19 protein-coding genes, 1 tRNA gene and 1 pseudogene are annotated in these 22,204 nt (G+C 46.7%); 15 read left to right on the top strand and 6 right to left on the bottom strand.

Going from position 1 to position 22,204, the window contains the following annotated elements; genetic code table 11:
• From RWM02_RS04390 to RWM02_RS04355, 8 genes are all read left to right on the top strand, one after another.
• On the top strand, positions 1 to 432 hold the full coding sequence (locus tag RWM02_RS04390; protein ID WP_314069435.1) for an acyl-CoA thioesterase: 432 nt from the start codon (positions 1 to 3) through the stop codon (positions 430 to 432).
• Positions 407 to 928, top strand: a complete 522-nt coding sequence (locus tag RWM02_RS04385; protein WP_122873606.1) for a LolA family protein — start codon at positions 407 to 409, stop codon at positions 926 to 928. Before RWM02_RS04390 ends, RWM02_RS04385 begins: the two co-directional genes overlap by 26 nt.
• On the top strand, positions 925 to 3,156 hold the full coding sequence (locus RWM02_RS04380; protein ID WP_314069432.1) for an MMPL family transporter: 2,232 nt from the start codon (positions 925 to 927) through the stop codon (positions 3,154 to 3,156). The genes RWM02_RS04385 and RWM02_RS04380 overlap by 4 nt, the downstream gene beginning before the upstream one ends.
• Positions 3,157 to 3,243: 87 nt before the next feature.
• Positions 3,244 to 3,438 (top strand): sulfur carrier protein ThiS, encoded by a 195-nt coding sequence (thiS, locus tag RWM02_RS04375; RefSeq protein WP_314069430.1) that lies wholly within the window; start codon positions 3,244 to 3,246, stop codon positions 3,436 to 3,438.
• A gap of 1 nt (position 3,439) precedes the next feature.
• A complete protein-coding gene (locus RWM02_RS04370) occupies positions 3,440 to 4,216 on the top strand; it encodes a thiazole synthase (RefSeq protein ID WP_314069428.1) in 777 nt (258 codons plus the stop codon).
• 221 nt (positions 4,217 to 4,437) lie between these two features.
• On the top strand, positions 4,438 to 5,571 hold the full coding sequence (gene thiH / locus RWM02_RS04365; protein WP_314069462.1) for a 2-iminoacetate synthase ThiH: 1,134 nt from the start codon (positions 4,438 to 4,440) through the stop codon (positions 5,569 to 5,571).
• A gap of 64 nt (positions 5,572 to 5,635) precedes the next feature.
• Positions 5,636 to 6,289, top strand: a complete 654-nt coding sequence (locus RWM02_RS04360; RefSeq protein WP_122862796.1) for a thiamine phosphate synthase — start codon at positions 5,636 to 5,638, stop codon at positions 6,287 to 6,289.
• 250 nt (positions 6,290 to 6,539) lie between these two features.
• Positions 6,540 to 7,421 carry an EamA/DMT transporter family protein gene (locus RWM02_RS04355; RefSeq protein WP_122862797.1) on the top strand — a complete coding sequence of 294 codons (882 nt, stop codon included), beginning with the start codon at positions 6,540 to 6,542 and terminating at the stop codon, positions 7,419 to 7,421.
• Positions 7,422 to 7,895: 474 nt separating this feature from the next.
• Here the strand turns inward: RWM02_RS04355 and RWM02_RS04350 are convergent.
• The 3 genes from RWM02_RS04350 to RWM02_RS04340 all read right to left on the bottom strand — a co-directional run bounded on the left by RWM02_RS04350 (position 7,896) and on the right by RWM02_RS04340 (position 9,233).
• A tRNA-Leu gene (locus tag RWM02_RS04350) sits at positions 7,896 to 7,982 on the bottom strand.
• A 90-nt stretch (positions 7,983 to 8,072) separates the two neighbouring features.
• Positions 8,073 to 8,375: an HU family DNA-binding protein gene (locus tag RWM02_RS04345; RefSeq protein WP_002950674.1), complete on the bottom strand. Its 303-nt coding sequence runs from the start codon at positions 8,373 to 8,375 to the stop codon at positions 8,073 to 8,075.
• 120 nt (positions 8,376 to 8,495) lie between these two features.
• A complete protein-coding gene (locus RWM02_RS04340; protein WP_314069423.1) occupies positions 8,496 to 9,233 on the bottom strand; it encodes a YaaA family protein in 738 nt (245 codons plus the stop codon).
• Between the two features lie 120 nt (positions 9,234 to 9,353).
• On the opposite strand from RWM02_RS04340, the gene RWM02_RS04335 reads away from it, so the two are divergent.
• The 3 genes and pseudogenes from RWM02_RS04335 (at position 9,354) to RWM02_RS04325 (ending at position 14,709) form a co-directional block, all read left to right on the top strand.
• The gene (locus RWM02_RS04335) at positions 9,354 to 11,609 is read left to right on the top strand and encodes a flagellin N-terminal helical domain-containing protein (protein WP_314069421.1); all 2,256 of its coding nucleotides are present in this window, start codon (positions 9,354 to 9,356) and stop codon (positions 11,607 to 11,609) included.
• A gap of 823 nt (positions 11,610 to 12,432) precedes the next feature.
• A pseudogene (locus tag RWM02_RS04330) lies at positions 12,433 to 13,896 on the top strand (DNA translocase FtsK); the annotation flags it as partial.
• Between the two features lie 117 nt (positions 13,897 to 14,013).
• On the top strand, positions 14,014 to 14,709 hold the full coding sequence (locus RWM02_RS04325; protein ID WP_314069417.1) for a hypothetical protein: 696 nt from the start codon (positions 14,014 to 14,016) through the stop codon (positions 14,707 to 14,709).
• A 191-nt stretch (positions 14,710 to 14,900) separates the two neighbouring features.
• Here RWM02_RS04325 and RWM02_RS04320 read toward each other — a convergent pair whose 3' ends face one another.
• The 3 genes from RWM02_RS04320 to RWM02_RS04310 all read right to left on the bottom strand — a co-directional run bounded on the left by RWM02_RS04320 (position 14,901) and on the right by RWM02_RS04310 (position 18,480).
• Positions 14,901 to 16,139, bottom strand: coding sequence for an ArsS family sensor histidine kinase (locus RWM02_RS04320; protein ID WP_314069415.1), 1,239 nt, complete (start codon positions 16,137 to 16,139; stop codon positions 14,901 to 14,903).
• Between the two features lie 16 nt (positions 16,140 to 16,155).
• Positions 16,156 to 16,848, bottom strand: coding sequence for a response regulator transcription factor (locus RWM02_RS04315; RefSeq protein ID WP_185898704.1), 693 nt, complete (start codon positions 16,846 to 16,848; stop codon positions 16,156 to 16,158).
• 216 nt (positions 16,849 to 17,064) lie between these two features.
• Positions 17,065 to 18,480 carry a Do family serine endopeptidase gene (locus tag RWM02_RS04310; protein ID WP_314069412.1) on the bottom strand — a complete coding sequence of 472 codons (1,416 nt, stop codon included), beginning with the start codon at positions 18,478 to 18,480 and terminating at the stop codon, positions 17,065 to 17,067.
• Between the two features lie 176 nt (positions 18,481 to 18,656).
• On the opposite strand from RWM02_RS04310, the gene RWM02_RS04305 reads away from it, so the two are divergent.
• The 4 genes from RWM02_RS04305 (at position 18,657) to RWM02_RS04290 (ending at position 22,085) form a co-directional block, all read left to right on the top strand.
• Complete coding sequence (locus RWM02_RS04305; RefSeq protein ID WP_314069411.1) at positions 18,657 to 19,529, top strand: DnaJ C-terminal domain-containing protein; 873 nt, start codon at positions 18,657 to 18,659, stop codon at positions 19,527 to 19,529.
• Position 19,530: 1 nt separating this feature from the next.
• Positions 19,531 to 19,908 carry a heat shock protein transcriptional repressor HspR gene (locus tag RWM02_RS04300; RefSeq protein ID WP_314069409.1) on the top strand — a complete coding sequence of 126 codons (378 nt, stop codon included), beginning with the start codon at positions 19,531 to 19,533 and terminating at the stop codon, positions 19,906 to 19,908.
• A 125-nt stretch (positions 19,909 to 20,033) separates the two neighbouring features.
• Positions 20,034 to 21,479 carry a potassium/proton antiporter gene (locus tag RWM02_RS04295; RefSeq protein ID WP_314069407.1) on the top strand — a complete coding sequence of 482 codons (1,446 nt, stop codon included), beginning with the start codon at positions 20,034 to 20,036 and terminating at the stop codon, positions 21,477 to 21,479.
• Positions 21,480 to 21,737: 258 nt separating this feature from the next.
• The gene (locus RWM02_RS04290; RefSeq protein WP_314069404.1) at positions 21,738 to 22,085 is read left to right on the top strand and encodes a hypothetical protein; all 348 of its coding nucleotides are present in this window, start codon (positions 21,738 to 21,740) and stop codon (positions 22,083 to 22,085) included.
• Positions 22,086 to 22,204: the final 119 nt, after the last annotated feature.

Here is a 22,204-nt window from a genome sequence, read left to right as displayed (position 1 = left end):
ATGATATCAAAATCAGTCGCGCTAAAGGCGCAGTTTTACGACGTGGACAGTATGAACGTCGTGTGGCACGGCAACTACGTGAAGTATTTCGAGACGGCTAGGTGCGCACTGCTAGAGGAGATAGGCTACGACTACGAGGCGATGAGGGCGGACGGTTACGCCTATCCGATCGTAAAAATCGAAGCAAAATATATTAAGCCCGTGTTTTTCGGCGATGAAATCGAGGTGGAGGCGACGCTAAAGGAGTGCGAGTGTTTTTTAAGGATCGGTTACGTCGTAAAAAGCGCTAAAAGCGGCGAGACGCTGTGCACGGGCGCGAGCTCGCAGGCGGCTGTTGATATGCGCGCGATGCAGACGTGCTTTGAAATCCCGCAAGAGCTACAAAATGCAATAAAAAGGTATATAAATGAAAAAAATAGCGATAATTTTTAGTTTGGCTGCGAGCCTAATGGGGCTTGATTTTAATGAGATAAAATCTCAAATCAAAACGCAAAATATCAGCGGCGATTTCGCGCAGACGAAGTTTTTGAGCGGTTTTAACGTGGAGTTTAAAAGCTACGGCAAATTTGAACTCAGTCAAAGCGAGCTGCTCTACGACACGCTAAGCCCGATCGCCGTGAGCATCGTCATAAACGAGCGCGGGATCTTTCAAAAAAGCGGCAATCAGCTCATAAAAATCGATCAAAATTTTGATAAAAAGCTCTTTTTATCTATCATAAAGCTCGATAAAGACGAGCTTGAGAAGGAATTTATCTTTAAAATCTCAGGCGATAAAAACAACTGGAAGATCGAGCTGACGCCCAAAAATCTGCTGCTAAAGCAAATCTTTACGCGCATCTTAGTCGGAGGCGATAAATTCGTCCGCAAGATCGTGCTAAACGAGGTTAGCGGCGATAAAACGGTAAATGATTTTTACAACGTAAAATGAAAAAATCCGCGCGTTTTTTTATCTTTTTAGCGGCGTTTTTGGCCATGCTCGCCGTTTGTTTTGCAAACGCGAAAAAGATAAACGCGGATATTTTTTCTCTCGTAAATTTTGAAAACTCTACCGAGCAAACCGCGCTAAAATCGATGCTTGATAGCGCTTCTAGCGAGTTTTTGCTAGTTTCAAATTCGCCTGAGTTTTTAGAAAAAAGCGAAATTTTAGCCGAGCAAAGCGGAGTTTTTGAGGAGTACCGCGCAAAGCAGGACGTAAATTTAACCTCGTATCTAACTCAGCTAAACGCCCTAAAAATCGCGCTTTTAAACGAGCAAACCTTTGAACTTTTGGTAAAAGACAAAAACGAGTTTTTTAAACAAAGCGCGCAAAATTTATTTAATCAATTCGCTTTTAAACCGCTTAATGCGAAGGACGATTTTTTCGCCTTAAGCTCGCACATGAGCCTAGAGAGCTCAAAAATCAGCCTAAATTTGTCAAATTTGATGCTAGAAGCCGCACACGAGGGCGGGAAATTTTATCTCGTAAAAGCGCGCCTTAAAACAGGCTATGAACCGCGAAATTTGATCAAATTTTACGAAAACGTGCGCGAGATGGCGGCGAAGGACGCGGTGCAGGCTTACGCTAGCTGCGGCGCGCTATACGGAGCCTACGGGAAAAAGGGCGGCGACAAAGAAAGTGCCGTTATGAGCGCGTTTTCGCTTAGCCTTTGCGCCATTTTTTTGCTGCTCGCGTTTAAAAATTTGCGCATTTTTTGCGTCGTTTTCGTCGCGATTTTCGGCTTTGCATGCGGGCTTGCGGCTTCGCTTTTGATCTACGAGAGCCTTAGCGTCATGGTCGTGGTTATCGGCACGAGCCTGGTCGGACTGATGTTTGATTTTGCGCTACACTGGCTGGGTAAAAATCAAAACGCGCCGGTGGCGGCTGCAAGCGTGCGTCCGATGCTTAAAATTTTCTTGCTCGGGCTTTGCATCACGATGAGCGGATACGGCGTTTTTGCCTTTTCGTCGCTTGAGCTGCTGCGCCAAACCGCGATATTTTCGCTATTTACGCTACTTGGGGCGTTTTTATTTACCTATTTTTGCTTGCCTTTTATCTTTGAGGGTGCGACGTTTTCGCAAAGCGCCGCGTTTTCGCGTTTTTTTGATAAATTTGCGGGACTTTGCGGGCGCGGGGCGAGAGCGATAAATTTAAAAATTTTACTCACCGCATTTGCGCTTTGTGCGGGAATTTTGGCGCTAAATTTTAAAAGCTTAAGCGCGCCCGAGCAGATAAAAGACTACGCAAACTCGCCTGCGCAGCTGCTGGAGCAGTCTAAAAAGATCAGCGAGATAACGGGCGCCGCGCCGCAAAACTCCGTCATCGTGCTAAAGGGCGGTGGCGATCTGGTCGGCGATGAAAAGCGGCTGATGCGCGAGCTAAAGCAGGCAAATCTCGTTAAAGATTACGCTTCTATTTCTAAATTTATCCTAAGTCTGGCCGAGCAGGAAACCGTAAAAAATATCTTTAAAGAGGCCGCACGGGACGAGGAAATCTTTAAAATTTTCGCTCAGTTTGGCCTATCCGCCGAGCTAGTAAAACCCGAGCTTGAAAAGATCGCAAACGCCAAAACTATCGGCGCTAGCGAGATTTTAGAATTTGACGCGGCGAAAAATTTGACGCGATTTTTGCCTGATGCTAGCACGAGCGCGATATACGCGGATGGGCTTGAAAGCGGCGCAAAAACGGATGAAATTTTAAAGGCAAATGGCGCATTTAGCGTCGATTTCGTCGGTGCGCTAAATCAAAATTTGACCGAGGCTAAGGCCTGGGCCGCGGTGCTAAAGGGCGGCGCGTTTTTGGTTGCGTTTGCGCTTTTATGGGCGTTTTTTGGCGCGGTGCGCTCGCTTTTGGTTATGAGCGTCATCGCGCTTGGCGTGCTAGCCGTGCTTTGCGGTTTTGCGGCGCTCGGCGTTCACGTAAATATTTTTGCGATTTTCGGGCTTATCTTGGCAAGCGCGGTCGGGATCGATTATCTCATCTTTGCGCTAAACGAGGATCTGTCGCGGCGGGAGCGCGTATTCGGGATATTTGCTGCGTTTATCACGAGCTTTATCTCGTTTTTTGCGCTTAGTTTTAGCCAGACGCCTGCAGTTAGCGTTTTTGGGCTTGCAGTTAGCCTTTGCGTCGCGTTTTACGGGCTTGCCGCCTGCACGCTGGCGATGAAAAATTTGGCTTAAATTTAGCAAAAAGCGGTATAATCGCGAGCTTACGCAGCGCAAGTTTGACCCGAACGGGCGCGCTAAATTTAATAATACGGAAAGAAAATGCTAAAAATAAACGGCAAAGATGGGGGCGAGTTTATCGGCAAAACCGTAGCGCAGCTGCTCGCCGCAAAGGGACTAAAACCTGAGCGCATCGCAGTCGAGCTAAACGGCGAAATCTTGCCCAAGGATAAATTTGACGCGGTGTTAAGAGACGGCGACTCGGCCGAGATAGTGCATTTTGTAGGCGGAGGCTGAGATGAAAAATGACGAAAAAGACGATATTTTAGAGCTTGGCGGGCATAAATTTAGCTCGCGTTTTATCCTGGGATCGGGTAAATTTTCGCTACCTCTTTTGGAGGCCGCGGTGCACGAGGCGGGCGCGCAGATCGTGACGCTGGCGCTTCGGCGCGTGAACGAGGGCGGGATCGAAAATATCCTGGACTTTATCCCAAAGGGCGTGACGCTACTGCCAAACACCTCAGGCGCTAGAAACGCCGATGAGTGCGTGCGTATAGCAAAGCTAGCGCGCGAGGCCGGCTGCGGCGATCTCGTGAAGGTTGAAGTCATCAGAGACAGCAAATACCTGCTGCCCGATAACTACGAGACGATAAAAGCGACCGAAAAGCTCGCAAACATGGGCTTTGTCGTGATGCCCTATATGTATCCCGATCTAAACGTCGCGCGCGATCTGGCGTCGGCGGGGGCTGCGTGCGTGATGCCGCTGGGCGCTCCGATCGGGACGAACAAAGGCCTTTGCACCCGCGAATTTATCAAAATTTTGCTCGCCGAGATAGACCTGCCCGTGATCGTGGATGCTGGCATCGGCAGTCCAGCGCAGGCGTGCGAAGCGATGCAGATGGGCTGCGCGGCCGTGATGGCAAACACCGCTATCGCTACCGCGGGCGACGTAAAAACGATGGCGCGAGCATTTGCGCTAGCGATACAGGCGGGTAGGCTGGCGTACCTATCGGGACTCGGCGGCGTGAGCGAAAGCGCGCGGGCTTCGAGTCCGCTGACGGGATTTTTGGAGTAAATTAACTCAATTTTGATTTTATTCGAGCTTAACCGAGCGGCTTGAGCGGCGTTAAATTTGGCAAATTTTAAATTTGACGAATTTGCCGAGTTTTAAATTTAGCGTCGTCAAGGTGCTGGTTTCGGCGCGTAAAATTTGCCGTCTCGCGCCATAAAAAGATCAAATTTAACGCCTAAAATTTAGACGAAAAAACGGAGAAATATTTGAAAAATATAGATGTGATGGAGTATGCGGCGGACGCCCAGCGTATCGATGAAACGCTGATGCGGCAGGTGCTAGCTACGCGCGAGGGCTACGACTACGAGAAATTTGACGCCCTCAGCGTAAAGCACGCTCTTGGCGAAGAAAATCTAAGCCTAGAGGGCCTAAAAGCGCTTCTAAGCCCCGCTGCGGGCGCATTTTTAGGCGAGATGGCGGAGGCGGCGCGAGATAGGACGCGCAGGCAGTTTGGCAACTCGGTGCAGTTTTTTACGCCGCTTTATATCTCAAATTTTTGCGATAGCGACTGCGTCTACTGCGGCTTTAGCTCGCGAAACAAGATCTCGCGCGTACGGCTAAAGGCGGACGAGGCTGCGACGGAGCTAGCAAATATCGCAAAAAGCGGGCTAAAAGACGTGCTGATCCTAACCGGCGAAAGCGCGAAAAAAAGCGACCTAGGCTACATCGGCGAGGTTTGCAAGGAAGCGTCTAGACTTTTTAGCAACGTAGGCGTCGAGATCTATCCGCTAAATGCCGACGAATACGCGTTTTTGCACGGTTGCGGCGCGGACTACGTCGTGGTTTTTCAGGAGACTTATGACCCGGCGGCGTATGCTAGATTTCACCTAGGAGGCGTCAAACGCTCGTTTGCCTACCGCTTCCACGCTCAGGAGCGCGCTCTCATGGGCGGTATGCGTAGCGTCGGATTTGCCGCGCTTTTGGGGCTTGACGACTTTAGAAAGGACGCTCTAGCGACAGCTCTGCATGCGCATCTCATCCAGCAAAAGTACCCGCACGCCGAGATCGCGCTATCTTGCCCGCGCCTTCGCCCCGCGATAAACAAGGCTCACGTCGGTCCGAGGGACGTCGATGAGAGGGCGCTGTTTCAGGTCATTTGCGCGTACCGCCTCTTTTTGCCGTACGCAAATATCACGATCTCCACGCGCGAGTCGGCGCGCTTTCGAGACGGGGTCATCGCAGTCGCCGCGAACAAAATCTCGGCCGGCGTTAGCACGGGCGTGGGGACGCACTCGGATAAGGCCAAAAAGGGCGACGAGCAGTTTGAGATCAGCGACGCGCGCTCGGTCGAGGAGATACTAGGCGCCGTGCGAGGGCTAAATTTGCAGCCCGTGATGAGCGAGCATATTTACGTTTGAGGTCGGTCGGCTATCGGTCGCGCGTTTTTGCGGACGTAAAATTTGGCTTTTAGGGTAAAGAGCGATGGAATTTGACAAATTTGAGCTCGTTTGGGTGACGAACCGCCGCTTGAGCGAGGATTTTTTCGCTGATATTAGGCGCGTAGCGCAGGGCGGTAAGGCGGATAAAATTTTGCTCAGGGAGAGCGATCTGCCCGAATGCGAATATGAAAATTTAGCCCAAAAAATGCTTGATATCATCGCTGAGTGCGGCTCTGGCGCGCGGCTCGTTTTACATACTTACGCAAACGTTACAAGTAGGCTTGGTGTGGGTGAACTACATCTGCCTTTTGCTAAATTTATGGCGTTAGGAGGCGAGCGGGCTACAAATTTGAGAAATTTGGTTAAATTTGACGGCGTCTGCACGGATAAAGACGAAGACGGCGGCATTTGTGCGTCAAATTTAACGCAAAAGCTTAAAGTCGGCGTTTCGGTCCACTCTTTGCAGCAGGCTTTATCGGCGCAGGAGCTAGGCGCTGATTACGTCGTGGCGGGGCATATTTTTGATACGCCCTCTCACGCGCCAGAGCGAGGCAGGGGGCTTAATTTTTTACAGGAAATTTGCAAGAATTTAAGCATAAAAACCTACGCTATCGGCGGGATAAATTTTGAAAATCTAAGCGAGATCAAGGATGCGGGCGTAGCCGGAGCGTATATGATGCGGGGATTTTTGAGTTAAAATTTAGTTGCCGATGTTTTATTGATTTGGCGGTTGAATTTGAGTCGGCGGCAATTTCTTTAAATTTGGATTTTGCAAAAAAGCAAACCTCGACTGCGAGTAAAATTTACCGCGCAAAAACGTAAAATCATCTCAAATTTGCAAATCTCTGTTTTTGCGTAAAATTCTCAAATCACCGCCGTAAAATCCGCCAAATTTAAGACTATTTTGCTACTATTTCAGACGAAATTTAACTCAAAATGGAGAATACGTGAAAAAATTGATCTTTGTTACAGTGCTTTGGGCGTTTAGCTTTAGCCTCATCGGCGAGTTTTTGGCGGGGCGAGTGGATAGCTACTTCGCCGCGTTTTCGCGCGTCGTGCTTGCGCTTGGCGTGTTTTTGCCATTTATGATTAAGGATTTTGCCGCGCAAAACCTAGCTTTATACGCCAAAGTAGCCGCGATCGGCGCGATTCAGATCGGCGCGATGTATATTTTTTACTACAACTCGTTTGCCTATCTTAGCGTCGCCGAGGTCGCACTCTTTACGATATTTACGCCGTTTTACGTGAGCGTGGTTTACGATGTGCTGGCGGGCAGGCTTAGGCTGCTGTATCTGTTTAGCGTAGGCACGGCGGTTTTGGGTGCGCTCATCATCAAGTACGGCAACGTAAACAGCGGCTTTTGGCATGGATTTTTGCTCGTGCAGGGGGCGAATTTATGCTTTGGCGTCGGACAGAGCGCGTATAAATTTTTACTAGAAAAGCGTGATTTTAACGAGCAAAGAGGGGTTTTTGGCTACTTTTTCGTCGGAGCCGCGGCGGTTACGGGCGTAGCCTTTGCCATGTTTGGAAATCCGGAAAAAATCAACCTCGACCTCACGCAAAGCGCAGTGCTGCTCTGGCTTGGTATCGGAGCTAGTGGTCTTGGATACTTTTTATGGAACAAAGGCGCATGCGAGGTAGATAGCGGCACCCTAGCTATCATGAACAACGCTCTCATACCTGCGGCCATCATCGTAAATTTAGTATTTTGGCATAAGGATGCGGATATACTAAGACTCTGCCTTGGCGGTGCGGTGATTTATGTCTCGCTACTAATCCATAACAAAATCATCGCACACTACGAGCGAGCAAGCGTAGCGGCAAAATAGTTAAATTTGAAGTCAAATTTAGCTAAAATTTAAAACTAGCGGCGGCATTTGAGTTCGCCGCTATATGTTTTGTTGCAATTAATTTGCTTCTTTTGTTTGGACGGTATTTTACAGATACGATTTTTATGGTACCGCCTTGTAAAACCGCCTTAGAGCTTTAAGGCGCTAAAACTCTAACCTCATTAAAATATACGTAAATACAAAATAGCGTGATAGAAATACACCAAAAGGCGCAAACAGTAAGAAAAAGAAGGCCGAAAAACACAATCGTCCATCTTGGTATCTCTAGTGTATAAATTTGCATCTTAATTTTAATCTTGCCAAGAACAAAAAAGAGAAAAAGCTGACATGGTCTTTGAGGATTGGAGGCAGGTTTGATGGTATAATAAATAGCACAATAATTCTTGCGACAACCGTAAAAATAGCGAATGCATTACAGCGTTTCTAGGTGTTTTTTTTTGGGGGGGGGGTGGATGGTGCCCGAGGTCGGACTCGAACCGACACAAGGTTGCCCTTACCAGATTTTGAGTCTGGCGCGTCTACCGGTTTCACCACTCGGGCTAATAAAGAGTTGAGATTTTACCTTGAAAGATATAAAAAAGAGATTAAAAAAGCATGAAAGCTCAAATTTGAGCTTTCATGAAAGGGGGATTATTTCTTTTTGCCTTTTTTGCCTGCGCCGGCTACTACGGCTTCTTTTAGTTTTTTGCCCACTTTAAATTTAACGGCTTTGCTAGCAGGAACATCGATAACTTTTTTAGTTCCAGGTACTCTTGCCTTTCTAGCTGCTCTATCGGCTGTACCGAATGTACCAAAACCTATAAAGCTAACGCTATCTCCTGCAACTAGTGCGTTTTGGATTACTTCTAATGCTGCGTCAACAACTTTTAGAGAATCTTTTTTAGAAAGACCAGCCTTTTCGGCAACAGCTTGAATAAAATCAGCTTTTTTCATTGAACCATCCTTAATAAGAAGTGATATGCGGGCATTTTACAACGTTTTTATAAAAAATACAATAGTTTTTAGCCGAAAATTTAACGAATTTCACGCAAATTTGACAAAAAATGGCGAATTTTAGACGATTTGCACCAAAAACTCGCTTTTTAGCCCCGTTTTTTTGACATCTATGAGGCGCAAATTTTCTATATCCATTTTGCAAAGTTCGCCGAAATTTTTCACTCCGTTTTGCGCAACCTGCCTCAAAACTATCCCGCGGTAAGCTTTGGCGTAGTGACTGACGACTTTACCGTTTTTTAAAAATTTAAAGGTCGCAAACGGTTTTCGTATACGGTAAAATTTCTCGTAAAACTCAGCCCTAAGATCTAAAATATCGTCATATCCTAGCCATTTATCTATTGCGCCGCTAAAATTTTGCCTATAAAACTCCTCCAAATTTAGCCCGCTTATGCGCTCGCCTTGCTTTAGTTTGTATTCGGGCAGCATATCCGCCGCAGTCACGGGGCCGAATAAATTTGAAAAAATCAGCGTATTTTTATCTACAAATTCCTGTGCCGCGCTATCAAGGCTGCGGTAGTCAAGGCGCTTGTATGCTACTCCGTCGTAGCGCAGGATGGCTTTTACCGCACCTTTTTTAAAAAGACTTTCGCGCAAGCTCGGCTCGTCGGTCAAATTTTTAACTCCAAAAAGTTTTGAGATTTTTTCAACGGTAGCCGTTTGCAAAAAATCATTGTAAATTTTTAAAATCTCATGCCGTTTTTCATATAAATTTGGAAAAACAAAGTCGCCCCTATCTATAAATTTATTTGGACTTACGGCGGTTTTGACTTCGCTCGGCGAAAAGAGGATTTTCATTTATGCTCCTTAAATTTGGCAAAATCATATCTAAAACTAAATAAATTTTGAAATTTGACGATATAGCGAGTGGAACTTTATTTGCTTGTAAGAGCTTGATTAAATTTAAGGAAAAACTCAATGAGAATGACGAATCAGTTGATGAAATTTATGAACAACTACGACTATCAGACTAATATGAAAGCGCTTTACAAGCTAAATAACCAAATGTCAACCGGTCTAAAAATCCAAAATTCTTTCGAGGATAGTAGCGTCTATAACGACGGCATGAGACTTGATTACGAGGTTGCGACGCTTGAGCAGGTACAAACGGCGACGTCGAAAGCGCAGCACTTTTCAAAAAATACCGACAAGGCTTTGGGCGAATTTAAACAGCAGCTCGAGGCTTTTAAAACAAAGCTGGTTCAAGGCGCCAATGAAATCCACTCCAAAACATCGCGTGAAGCCATCGCAAACGACCTTCAGGGTATCAAAAATCACTTGGTAAATATCGCAAATACTTCGATCAACGGACAATTTTTATTTTCTGGAAGCGCGATAAATACAAAGCCTATAAACGGCGATACGAACGAGTATTATGGCAATGCGCAGGCGATGAAAACGGTAGGCGGAGCGCAGGTAAATTTGACCTACAACCAAAACGGACAAGAGCTATTTTTGGGTAAGGACGGCGACTATAATAAAAAAGTCACCTCCAACACGATGCTAAAAGCGCAAAATTTTGACGATAGAAACAAGACCGTTTATATCGATAGCGAGCATAAAATGCGCGATCTAATCGGTTTTAAATACGTAAAAGACGAAAAAACTCTGACTAATCAAGATTTTACTGGTACGGGCGTGAGGCGGTTTCAGGACACGACGTTTTTCTTGCAGGGTAAAAAGCCAAACGGTACGAGTTTTACGAGTAAATTTAAGATGACTTCGGACGCGTCGATAAATGACTTGCTAGAAAAAATCGGCACCGAATACGGCAACACTCCGACTAATAAAGTCGTCGAGGTAACGATAAACAACCAAGGCCAAATCAACGTAAAAGACCTAAGTAAAGGCAATCAGGTTATTGATTTTCACATGATAGCGGCGACGAAAAAGGTGGCAAACGCCGGAGATTTGACTGCGGCAAATATCAATGCAGCCTCGAATGCGTTTAATAACATTACTAATCTCACGGGCGGCAATCCCGCAAATTCGCTCGAAGCTAGGGTGCGAGCAAACCCTGACGATTATGAAATCACGGAATTTATAAAAAGCAAATACGAAGACCTTGGCGGAGCTGCTACAAACGCTTACGACTACGACAAGATTAACTTTAAACAAGAGGGTAGAAATTTAATAGGCACCGTATCGCAAGTAGAACGGGGCAGCGGTAAATTTGCCGACGATAACACGACTCTAAGCCAAGTCGTGGCCTCAAAAGAGCTATATCCTGGCGAAAGAGACAAATACGATATAAACGACCAAGCCCTAAAAATGCAGATCAAATCTAAAAGCGGCGGAGATTATAAGGTCGACGTGCTTTTTGGTACCGCCGTACCTCCTGCGACCTCAGGCAATGCGCGGGTAAATATAACAAGGCCTGACGGTACCACATATACGACTGAAGTTTGGGATAGCTTTTATAACGATACTACAAACCCGCCGACTACCGAGGGTAGAACTACCCAGTCAAAAAATATGACCTTTAGGCAGTTAAACGATATCATAGGCATGGTCGCTAGCGATAGCGTCCCTGCAGGCGCCGGCGGCAATACGCAAGCCGACTATGTCGCCTATAGGCAAGCCATCGCAAATTCTCAAGGCAGCGTAGAGGCAAACATGGATCACCGCGGCCGCATAAAGGTAGCCGACAAACAAAACGCCGTAACTCTGATAAAAGTCGGAATTTACGACGAGGCAAATTCCGATCAATTTTACGGAGATAGCACCGGCACGACTCCTGCGACTACGCAAGGAGACGGCTCGCTGTGGAGCTTTTCTGCAAACAACGGCGTTGAGATAGATAGCCCGAGCGTGGATATTTTTGATGACTTAGATAGGATGATAGAGGCCGTTAGGAGCGGTCAGTACCGCGCCGATAGCGAGGGCGAGCATCCGCGTAACTCCGGCATCCAAGGCGCGATCGAGAGAATAGACCACATCGCCGATCACGTGAGCAAAATCCACACCAAGGTAGGCGCTCAAAGCGCGGCGCTAGCGGATACTAACACTCGCGCTAGTATCATGGAGGTAAACGTAAAAACCGTCAAGGCCGACATCACAAACGCCGACTACGGCGAGACCTATATGAACCTCATGCAAAAAATGATGTCGTATCAGGCGATGTTGCAGTCCGTGGCGAAGATAAATCAGCTCTCGTTATTAAACTATATGTAAAAACTCGCTATAATCTACCGTTTTATTAAAGTTTCGTTATCAAAGCGGGCGGAGCGAAAATGGGGTCAAATTTGATAAATTCGGCTCTAAAATTCGCTCTCCCGCAAATTTAAATTTACTAAATTTAAAAGGACGCGCCATTTTAAGAGAATCGGTTTTAGTCGTAGTCGTTTGTTTTTTGATATTTTTCGGGATCGCCACCATCGCGCCTGCGGCAAATTTCGTCGGTAGCTTCGGCAACGCGATTGGGCTTTGGAACTTCAAGCTTTTTGGCTTTATAGCTTACGTTTATCCTTTTGTTTTTATATTTTTTGCGTATTATATTTACAAATATTTTAACGGCTTTAATGCCGAATTTGCCCAGACGACGCTTGGTGCAGTGCTGCTGTTTTTGGCGTTTTTGATGTTTCAATCGGGCGCGGATGCTAACTACGGCGGACTGATTGCAAATAGTGCAAACGAGGCACTCAGAGACGTCGCGGGCGTGATAGGCATGTGGGTCTTTATCGTAATGCTTTTCGTGCTAAGCTTTGGCCTGATCGCGCAGGACAACATCATAGCTATCCTAAAAAAGGCTTTCGTCGAGCCCAGCGCCAATGAGGATAAATTTGAAAACGCGGGCGAGATTAAGCCAAAAACGCAAAAAAAGCCTAGGCAAATCAAAAAGGCTAAAACTCAAAGCGAGTCAAATTTGAGCGAGGAAAACGGCGAAGAGCTAGAGGACGAAGATAGTCAGGACGACGAAGACGAGGCTCAGGATGAGGTCGAGTTAAATTTAGAAGAAAAAAGTACGGTTACGATAAACGGCGTCGAGATCCTAAACGAAGTCGCCGAAAACAAAAAACTACTCGAACAAATGGAAAAAGGCAAGGTCGAAAAGCCTAAGGATTTTGCGTTGCCGCCGCTTAAATTTTTAGCTGATCCGCCTAAAAGATCAAACAGCGTAAACGAAGCCGAGATCGATCAAAAGATCTCCGATCTGCTCGATAAACTGCGCAAATTTAAAATAGACGGCGACGTCGTGCGCACCTACACGGGGCCGATCGTTACGACGTTTGAGTTTCGTCAGGCGCCTCATATCAAGGTGAGTAAAATTTTAACCCTGCAAGACGACCTCGCGATGGCTCTGCGCGCTCAGACTATCCGCATCCAGGCGCCGATACCAGGCAAAGACGTCGTAGGCATCGAGGTTCCGAACAAAAACATCGAGACTGTATATCTAAAAGAAATTTTAGATAGCGAAGTTTTTAAAAACTCGAGCAGTCCGCTAACTATCGCGCTAGGCAAGGATATCGTCGGAGCGCCCTTTGTCACCGATCTAAAAAAGCTGCCTCACCTGCTAATCGCGGGCACGACGGGATCTGGCAAGAGCGTAGGTATAAACGCGATGCTGCTAAGCTTGCTATATCGCAACAGCCCGCAGACGCTGCGCCTGATGATGATAGATCCAAAGATGCTGGAATTTAGCATCTATAACGACATCCCGCACCTGCTAACTCCGGTCATCACGCAGGCCAAGCAGGCCATAACTGCGCTATCAAACATGGTCTCAGAGATGGAGCGCCGCTATAAAATCATGAGCCACACGCGCACCAAAAATATCGAAAGCTACAACGAAAAGATGAAAGAGGAGGGCGGCGAGCAGTTCCCGTACATCGTCGTGATCATCGATGAGCTGGCCGATCTGATGATGACTAGCGGCAAGGACGTGGAGCTATACATCGGGCGTCTGGCGCAGATGGCCAGAGCCAGCGGCATACATCTCATCGTGGCCACGCAGCGCCCGAGTGTAGACGTCGTGACGGGGCTAATCAAGGCAAATTTGCCTAGCCGTATCAGCTACCGCGTCGGTCAACGCATCGATAGCAAGGTAATCCTAGATCAAATGGGCGCGGAGAGCCTGCTAGGACGCGGCGATATGCTATTTACTCCTCCGGGAAGCCCCGGCGTTATCAGGTTGCACGCGCCGTTTGCTAGCGAGAAAGAGATCGACACTATCGTAAATTTCCTAAAAGCGCAGCAAGAAGTGGTCTACGACGAGAGATTTCTAGCCGAGGAGGGCGCTAGCGGCGGTGGGGCTACAGGCTCCGGCGCCGTAGCGGGCGAGCTAGACGAGCTCTACGAAGAGGCCAAAGAGATCGTTCTAAGCGAGCAAAAAACCTCGATCAGCTACCTGCAACGCCGCCTAAAAATCGGCTATAACCGCGCTGCTACGATCATCGAGCAGATGGAGCAAATGGGCGTGCTAAGCCCGATGAACGCAAAAGGGCAGAGGGATATTTTGTAAATTTGGCTCAAATTTACGAGCTAATGCCGACTGTATCTAGCCGGACGGCAGGTTGCGTTTGAGTGCGGCGAGGTTGTTGTTTTTACACACTAAATTTACGCCTCTAAAGGAACTAAAATGCAAACGGACGCTTTTGGCTGGCTAAAATTTGAGCTCTGCGAATACCTAAGGCTCTATGATGCCGGGCTAAAAAAGCGGGCAAACGAGCATCTAAAGGGCGCCGTTGGTAAATTTAAAAGCGAATTTAGCGAGGCGCAGCGGGACTATGCGCTGGGTGAACTTTGCCGCGAAATTTTAGACGAAGACCAAAGCGAGCTTAAAAATCTAAAAAACCGCGGCAACGGCGAACTACCGTTTGAGCTCGGCGAACTAGTCGGCGAGTATCTAAAAAGGCGCTGTATCGCAGGCGAGATGCCGCATCTGCGCTGGGCGTATCAGATTTATATGCGCGGTTTGCATGAGCTTGGCAGGGACGAGCTTTTGCGCCGCGCATATCGCCACGAGCGCTACGACGCATGCACCGTAGAGCTGTACTTTTGCATGCTATTAGACGCGCTAGACTGGGGCGCGCACCACTTTCTGGAGGGCTGCTGGATAGAGCGCGCACGCTACGAGCGACTAACCAGCGAAGCCCGCGACGTAAGAGAAAAACACGAGATAAGCGCGTGGTTAAATTTAGAATTTGAATACTTAGTAAAGCTTTACGAGTGCTATTTTGAGTTTAAATCTCGCGACGGCGAGGTTGATTTTTATGCGCTGTGCAAAGAGGCGGGGCTAAATTTCGCGCCCGTAAAGTCTTTTTATTATGAGTAGCGAGGAGCGGCTAAATTAAACCATATGCAAATTTAAAACAAGAGACAAATTTACGGGCTCAAATTTTGGCGTTTAGCTAGTCGCAAACGATACGCCAAATTTTAAAATTTAAGTAAAATGCGATTCGCTTTAAATTTTGGCTCAAATTTACCCCGCGCCCCGCAAATTTAACAAAACGCTCAAATTTACTTCTACGCCGCGATATTTTGCAGATTTTCAAAGCTAAATACGTTTAGTTCGTTTTTGTATTCGTAGCTTAGAGTTAGCTTGTGGGCTTTGATTATATTTTCGACGATGTAGAGCCCCAGGCCAAAGCTCTTTTGCGCGCTTTCGCCCTTAGTAAAGGGCTCGACGTAGTGTCGCAGCTCCTTTGACAATCGTTCGCCTTCGTTGATAAATTTGATCGACTCGCGCGTGATAGTTATATTTACGTGCTTGTTGGGGGAGTATTTTAGAGCGTTATCAATCATGTTTTTGGCGGCGATAGCCAGCAGCTTAAAGTCGGCGTTTAGGCTCACGTCCTCTAGCTTATTGATCGTAACCTGTCCGGGATCTACCATCGCGATATCCAGAGCCTCGTCGATTACATCGTCGATACGGCAAATTTTAGTGTTATTTAGCGCGATGCTTGAGGTGACTTGCTCGACGGCGGCAAATTCGTTTATGAGATTTTCGAGTTTTATAAACACCGACACGAGTCGCTCTTGATTTTTGCTTTTTTCGATCATTTCGGCGGCTAGGCGGCCTTTGGTGATCGGAGTTTTTAGTTCGTGCATTATGTTTCTTAAAAACAGCTTGCGCGATGCGTTTAAATTTTTGATCTGACAAACCGCGTCGTAAAATGCTTCCGCAACCTCGGAAATCTCGTCGTTACCGCTGCTGACGTTTTGTACTTCATCGATCTCGCCCGCGGCAAATTTAGCTATCTGGCGCTTTAGTTTTCTTAGCGGTTTTAGTTTCCTGATAACAAAAACGTAAGCGGCAAGAAGTATGATCGCGACTAGCAAAAAGATGATCTTGATGATGTCGTAGCGGTACGGCTGGTAGTCGTTATCCTTTAAAAGCAGGACTTTATCGACGTGCTGGACTTTTAGATAGTGGTGATTTTGATAGATCATGATAGCGCTGGAGCCGATGTCTGCTGATATCTCCTCAAGCACGGTTGCGTTTGCTAGGATCTCCTCCTTTTGCCGCTCGTTCGTGATCTCAGGCATCTTAAAGTCGCCCGTTTGACGCTCGTACTCTTTTTCGTTTATGATACCGCTCATCAAAAATAGCTGATTTCTAGCGATTGTGGAGTACTTGGCGTTTAGCTCGCGAGCGTAGTTTTGCTTGTCGTAGTCCATCAGCCACAAAAATGCTAAAAATATGCTTGTTAGCGCCAAAGCAAAGATAAAAGTGATAGTGTAAAAAACCGATGAGCGTTTCATTTGCGGGCTTTAAAATTTACTGCATTAGCTTGTATCCGATGCCGCGGATAGCGTGGATGTATTTTGGCTCTTTTGGGTCGTCGCCTAGCTTGCCTCTGATGCGCCCGATGATGACGTCGATACTCTTGTTCGTCGAGTCCTCGCTGATGCTCGCGCAGTTGTAGATAAACTCCTCGCGAGTGATGGCGCCGCCTTCTTTTTGGAGCATGTATTTTAGGATGTCGTACTCCGCCGCGGTCAAATTTAACGGCTCGCCTTTTAGCGTGATGACGTGTTTAAAGTCGTCTACCGCGATATCTTTCTCGCGCGCAGGCTCCTTTGCGCCGCTTAAATTTGCGCCCGCTACCGCACTTTGGCGGCGCAGATGGCTTTTGATACGAGCTAGCAGCTCCTGCGGATCGTAAGGTTTTGGCAGGTAGTCGTCCGCGCCGTTATCTAGGGCATTTACTTTGTCCGTGATGTCGTGGCGCGCGCTTGAAATGATGATGGGCACGTCGTGGCGCTTGCGGATCTCTTTGCATACTTCTAGGCCGTCAAGTCCCGGCAGCGTTAGATCTAAGATCACGAGGTCGAATTTTTCTACGTTTAGCGTCGAAAGGCCGATATACGGTTCCTCCGCCGTCTTTACGTCCATATCGCTTTTTGCTAAAAACTCGGTCAAAATTTCAGCTAGCTCTAAATCGTCTTCTATCATCAGAATTTTTATCATTTTATGTCCTTTGGGGGATTATAGCGAGTTTTGACTAAATTTTTAATGGCGGCCGCGGCTCGTCTTTTTGCTACGCTACGCTTGCAACCTTCAGTCGAACGCTTTTTTAAGCTTGGTTAAATTTTGAAACTAGAAATTTAATCGGTTCAAATTTAAGATGAAATTTAGAAAATTTAATAAAGAAAAGGCGCAGTTTCCCGCGCCTTAAGGTAGAAATTATTTTATAACAAGACCTTGGAAAAGTCCGCCGCGATTGACCCAAACGAGCGTCTTTTTGCCTTTCGTGCTTGCTAGGGCTTTGTTAAAATCATCCATATTTTTGATATTTTCTTCGGCGATCTGGATGATGATATCGCCTTTTTCAAAGCCGATTTTTTCGGCATTTGAGCCGGCTTTTACGTCAGTTACCAGGATGCCGGTTGCGTCCGCAGGCAAGCGGTATTTGTACCTTGCGTTGTCGTCGATCGCCGTGACGCTAAGGCCCTCGATAGCCGTGCCGTTTTTTGCGGTAGGGGCGTTTGATTTTGCATTAGCGTTAGCTAGTTTTATCTTGGCGGTTTCGATTTTGCCGGAGCGTTCGTAGGTTAGCGTGATCTCTTTGTTTGGAGCTAGCGAGCCGATGAGATTTTTGAGGTCATTGGCGTTTTTGATCTCTTTGTCGTCGATTTTGATAACGAGGTCGCCTCGTTTTAACCCGGCTACATCGGCAGGGAGACCGCTTTCTACGCTGCTAATGAGCGCGCCTTCTTTGTTTTTATAGATCTCTTTTTGCTCTTCGTTGAGATTTGCTATCATCACGCCGATATATCCACGCTCGATCTTGCCGTCTTCGATGAGCTTTTTGGCGATATCTTTAGTCATGTTTGACGGGATGGCAAAGCCGATGCCGTTGTTTCCGCCGCTGCGGCTAAGTATGGCCGAGTTTATGCCGACTAGATAGCCGCGGCTATCGACTAGCGCACCGCCTGAGTTGCCGGGATTTATCGAGGCGTCGGTTTGGATGAAATTTTCATATTGATTTAGTCCGATATTGTCTTTATTTAGGCCTGAAACTATGCCCTGAGTGATACTGCCGCCGACGCCGAAAGGATTTCCGATGGCAAATACGATATCGCCTTCCATCAGTTTGGCCGAGTCGGCAAACGGTATGGCTTTTAGCTCTTTTGCGTCTATTTTTATGATGGCTAGGTCGGTTTTCGGGTCGGTGCCGATGATTTTGGCTTTATACTCTTTGTCGCTATCTAGCAGCGTGACGACGATCTCGTCGCTATCTTCTACGACGTGGTTGTTCGTCACGATGTAGCCGTCGCTAGAGATGACGACGCCGGAGCCTAGCGAGCTGCTTTTTTGTTTTTCTTGAGGGATGTTAAACTGAAATCCGAAAAAGTCCTTGAAAAACGGATCGCTAAACATATCGTTCATATCTGCTACGTTGCTGCTAACGGTTTTTGTAGTGGAGATATTTACGACCGATTTTTTAGCGTCGGCGATAGAGCTGTTGTATGACAGGACTACGTTTTTGTTAAATTCCGGATTTATTCTCGTAAAATCCTCTGCGGGTTCGTTAAAGTTTATGCTTGCGGCAAAGATCGCGCAAGAAGTAGCCAAAGATAATATCATTATCTTTTTCATTACTTTTCCTTTTGATAAAATTTTTTTCAAAGCGCGATTATATGGCGTTAAGCTCAACGTAAAGTTAATTATTATTTAAGTCGTTTAAAATCGTTTTTATTTACTATACTTGATTGACATAGGCTAAAGTTTTGTGCTATAATCGCTATAAAATTAATTGACTATAAGGACATAACATGAGCAATAGTCTTTACGAAACGTTAGGGGTGTCGGAAAAAGCCACCGGCGACGAGATCAAAAAGGCCTATCGCAGGCTGGCTCGCAAGTATCACCCCGATATTAACAAAGACCCGGGCGCGGAGGATAAATTTAAAGAGATAAACGCCGCGTATGAAATTTTAAGCGACGAAAAAAAACGCGCGCAGTACGACAGGCACGGCGACGCAATGTTCGGCGGACAAAATTTCCATGACTTTGCGAGCAGCTCGGGTATGGGAAATTTGGATGAAATTTTAAAAAATATCTTCGGTGGAGGCGGCTTTAGCGGATTTTCTAGTAGAAGCGGCTTTAGCGGTTTTAGGCAGACGGGCGGCTTTAGCGGCTTTGATGACGATGAGGATCTGGACTCGCGAGCGAAGGTAACTATCCCGTTTGACGTAGCGGTAAAGGGCGGCGAACACTCGATAAATTTTAACGGCGAAAACATCAAAATAAAAATCCCAAACGGAATCAACGACGGCGAAAAGCTACGCATAAAAGGCAAAGGTAGCGGCGGACGCGGAGATCTGATACTGACCGTAAATATCGCGCCTAGCGACGAATACGAAAGAGACGGCGACGATCTATATAAAGACGTGCTAATCCCGCTAAAAACGATGATGTTCGGTGGCAAGATAGACGTAAAAACGCCTAAAAAAGACGTCACGATAAAAATCGCCGAAAACTCAAAATCGGGGCAAAAAATCAGGCTCAAAGGATACGGCGTGCAAAATAGAAAAAGCGGAATATTCGGCGATCTGTACCTGCGAGCGCGCGTGTCTTTGCCGGACGTAAATGCCTTAGACGGCGAGCTAGCCGAACTCATGAAGCAAAAACTCCCGGAGGCATAAAATGAAACAATACGAAGAACCGGTATATCTAATCAGCGTCGTAGCTAAGGTGCTCTCCATACATCCGCAGACGCTGCGCCAATACGAGCGCGAAGGGCTATTAGAGCCATCAAGAACCGAGGGCAAGATGCGCCTTTACTCCGAAAAAGACATGGACCGTATCAAGATGATACTGCGTCTAACGCGCGATCTGGGTGTAAATTTAGCGGGCGTAGACATAATCTTGCAGCTAAAAGAGCAGATCGAGCAGTCTGAAGTCATGATAAGGCAGATGAAAGAGGAGCTGGCTAAAATGGAGCAGGGCGGCGTGCCGTCTAAAAAGGCTCTGGTAAAGCGCAAAAATAGCTTTGATCTCATCTTTTACGATGATAAAAGTTAAGCCTTTTTATCCGTTAAAAAGGTAAAATCTGGTAAAATTTATTTATAAAACGCGCCAAATTTGAGGCTTTAAGGGCGCTAAATTTAGCCTTAAATTTGCCCCGCTTTGAACTCAAATGAGGCACAATGTTAGAAACTTTTTTACTATTTTTTTCTATTCTACTTATCGCTTGTATCGTCTCTAGCAAGGTTTCTGATAGATTCGGTATTCCGTCATTAGTCGTATTTTTGGCCGTGGGCATGCTCGCGGGCTCAGACGGACTGCTAGGCATCGCCTTTGATAGCCAGCACATCGCTCATGATGTGGGCATAATCGCACTTATTTTTATCCTCTACACTGGCGGGCTTGATACGAATTTAAAGTCGATAAAGCCTATCATGATGAGTGGCATCATGCTCGCGACCGTTGGCGTCGTGCTGACGGCGGCTCTGGTCGCACTTTTGGTTAAATTTTTACTAGGGCTAACTTGGCTTGAAGCCTTGCTTTTTGGAGCGATCATCTCCTCGACCGACGCTGCGGCGGTGTTTGCGATCCTTGGAGCGAAGGAAATTTTGCTAAAAAATAACATCCGACCGCTTTTGGAGCTAGAGTCCGGATCAAACGATCCGATGGCGATTTTCCTCACTGTCACAATGATACAAATCATCGCCCTAAACACCGTCCCAGACGCCTCTGACATCACTGTCGCACTCATCAAGCAGTTTTTACTCGGCGGGCTGATGGGTTATGTGTTTGGCGTCGCGCTACCCGGGCTTTTTAACCGCCTCAGGCTTGAGTACTGGGGGCTATATCCTGTTTTTTCGATGGCTTGGGTATTGCTACTTTACGTGCTTGCTGGCAAGGTCGGTGGCAACGGCTTTTTGGCGGTTTATATCGCGGGCATGTTTATCAATAAAAAAGAGTTCGCTCACAAGAAAAATTTGATCGGTTTTCACGACGGTATCGCTTGGACGATGCAGATCGTGGTGTTTTTGACGCTGGGGCTTTTGGTAAATCCATCCGAGCTACCTGGTGTGGCGATCGCTGGCGTGGTGATCGCGTGCTGGATAATGTTTATCGCCCGTCCGGTGGGCGTTTTCGCGTCGTTACTTTTTTCGCGTTACAACGTGAAAGAAAAGATGTTTATCTCGTGGGTCGGGCTTCGCGGCGTCGTTCCTATTGTACTTGCGACCTATCCGTTCGGCGCAAATTTGCCAAACTCGGAGCTGATTTTTAACACGATATTTTTCGTCGTGTTCGTCTCGATCATCATCCAAGGCATGACGCTAGAAAAGGTCGCGCAAAAATGCGGCGTTAAAGAAGAAGCCGCGTCAAAAGAGGTCGAGATGTCGAATTTACCGATCTTTTACCACACTTTACGCCAGCACACCATACGCTTTGACTCCGAAGTCGTGGGCAAAAACCTAGCCGAGCTCGAGCTTCCTAGCGACTTTTTGGTGCTACTCATCAAGCGAAAGGGCGAATACATCAAACCTACCGGCTCATCGGTATTTGAGGATGGCGACTTGCTGCTCATTCAGTGCGAGGACGAAAACAAATACAACGAAACCTTAAAGACGTTTACGGCGTAAATTTGCCGCCGTTTGCGTAAAATTTAAAGAAAGGAAATAGAAATGAAATTTGAGGATTTGACCTTATCTACATTTTCAAGCGCATTTCGTAGAATAAGAAATAAAAGAGGACTTAATAAAAATAAAGAAAAAGGCGTTAAAAATGAAAAATAAAGTATTAATTATAGCTATGCTTTTAAGCGCGTTTAGTCTAAGCACTTTTGCTAAGGTTGATTGTGATGACCCAAAAAATAGACCTAGATTTATAGGGGGGGGGTTATGATAAGTGCTGGTAAAAAAGAGTGCGACGTCGCTCGCGGCTCGGCTGCACGCGCAAAAGAGGATTTAGAATTAACTATCGGACGTAACCCGGTAACGGGCAAAGTAACGTCAAAGGCGGAGCTAGCGGGCGGCGATAAGGCTACTAATAAGCTTGAGGCAGCGCAGCAGAATTTCGGTAAGGCTAAAACCGAGCTTGAGGAAGCAGAAAAGGTTTATACCGATGACGCCAGCGTTAAAAACTCTCGCCGTGTTGATAAAGCTCGTAAAGCCTTTAAGCAGGCGCAGCTTGACCTCGAGGCAGCGGAAGAGATAAAAGAAAAAGCCGATAAGAAAAAGGACAAGTAGCCTGCTCAAATTTGAGCTTGGACGAGCCAGGGATCAAGAGGGAAGCCCTCTTGATCAAATTTAACAATCTAGCGTCTAGCCTCCTAAGCGGCGAAGCCGCTTAGGGGTATATTTAAATC

This window comes from Campylobacter showae, assembly GCF_963515975.1.
Taxonomy (GTDB): domain Bacteria; phylum Campylobacterota; class Campylobacteria; order Campylobacterales; family Campylobacteraceae; genus Campylobacter_A; species Campylobacter_A showae_F.
Note: the sequence above shows the minus strand (reverse complement) of the source record. Positions and strands in the feature narration are given on the sequence as shown.

Bases quoted from the DNA above. Each gene is read 5' to 3' on its own strand.
- RWM02_RS04390 (WP_314069435.1), top strand. From the start codon at position 1: ATGATATCAAAATCAGTCGCGCTAAAGGCGCAGTTTTACGACGTGGAC.
- RWM02_RS04385 (WP_122873606.1), top strand. From the start codon at position 407: ATGAAAAAAATAGCGATAATTTTTAGTTTGGCTGCGAGCCTAATGGGG.
- RWM02_RS04380 (WP_314069432.1), top strand. From the start codon at position 925: ATGAAAAAATCCGCGCGTTTTTTTATCTTTTTAGCGGCGTTTTTGGCC.
- thiS (WP_314069430.1), top strand. From the start codon at position 3,244: ATGCTAAAAATAAACGGCAAAGATGGGGGCGAGTTTATCGGCAAAACC.
- RWM02_RS04370 (WP_314069428.1), top strand. From the start codon at position 3,440: ATGAAAAATGACGAAAAAGACGATATTTTAGAGCTTGGCGGGCATAAA.
- thiH (WP_314069462.1), top strand. From the start codon at position 4,438: ATGGAGTATGCGGCGGACGCCCAGCGTATCGATGAAACGCTGATGCGG.
- RWM02_RS04360 (WP_122862796.1), top strand. From the start codon at position 5,636: ATGGAATTTGACAAATTTGAGCTCGTTTGGGTGACGAACCGCCGCTTG.
- RWM02_RS04345 (WP_002950674.1), bottom strand. From the start codon at position 8,375: ATGAAAAAAGCTGATTTTATTCAAGCTGTTGCCGAAAAGGCTGGTCTT.
- RWM02_RS04340 (WP_314069423.1), bottom strand. From the start codon at position 9,233: ATGAAAATCCTCTTTTCGCCGAGCGAAGTCAAAACCGCCGTAAGTCCA.
- RWM02_RS04335 (WP_314069421.1), top strand. From the start codon at position 9,354: ATGAGAATGACGAATCAGTTGATGAAATTTATGAACAACTACGACTAT.
- RWM02_RS04325 (WP_314069417.1), top strand. From the start codon at position 14,014: ATGCAAACGGACGCTTTTGGCTGGCTAAAATTTGAGCTCTGCGAATAC.
- RWM02_RS04320 (WP_314069415.1), bottom strand. From the start codon at position 16,139: ATGAAACGCTCATCGGTTTTTTACACTATCACTTTTATCTTTGCTTTG.
- RWM02_RS04315 (WP_185898704.1), bottom strand. From the start codon at position 16,848: ATGATAAAAATTCTGATGATAGAAGACGATTTAGAGCTAGCTGAAATT.
- RWM02_RS04310 (WP_314069412.1), bottom strand. From the start codon at position 18,480: ATGAAAAAGATAATGATATTATCTTTGGCTACTTCTTGCGCGATCTTT.
- RWM02_RS04305 (WP_314069411.1), top strand. From the start codon at position 18,657: ATGAGCAATAGTCTTTACGAAACGTTAGGGGTGTCGGAAAAAGCCACC.
- RWM02_RS04300 (WP_314069409.1), top strand. From the start codon at position 19,531: ATGAAACAATACGAAGAACCGGTATATCTAATCAGCGTCGTAGCTAAG.
- RWM02_RS04295 (WP_314069407.1), top strand. From the start codon at position 20,034: ATGTTAGAAACTTTTTTACTATTTTTTTCTATTCTACTTATCGCTTGT.
- RWM02_RS04290 (WP_314069404.1), top strand. From the start codon at position 21,738: ATGATAAGTGCTGGTAAAAAAGAGTGCGACGTCGCTCGCGGCTCGGCT.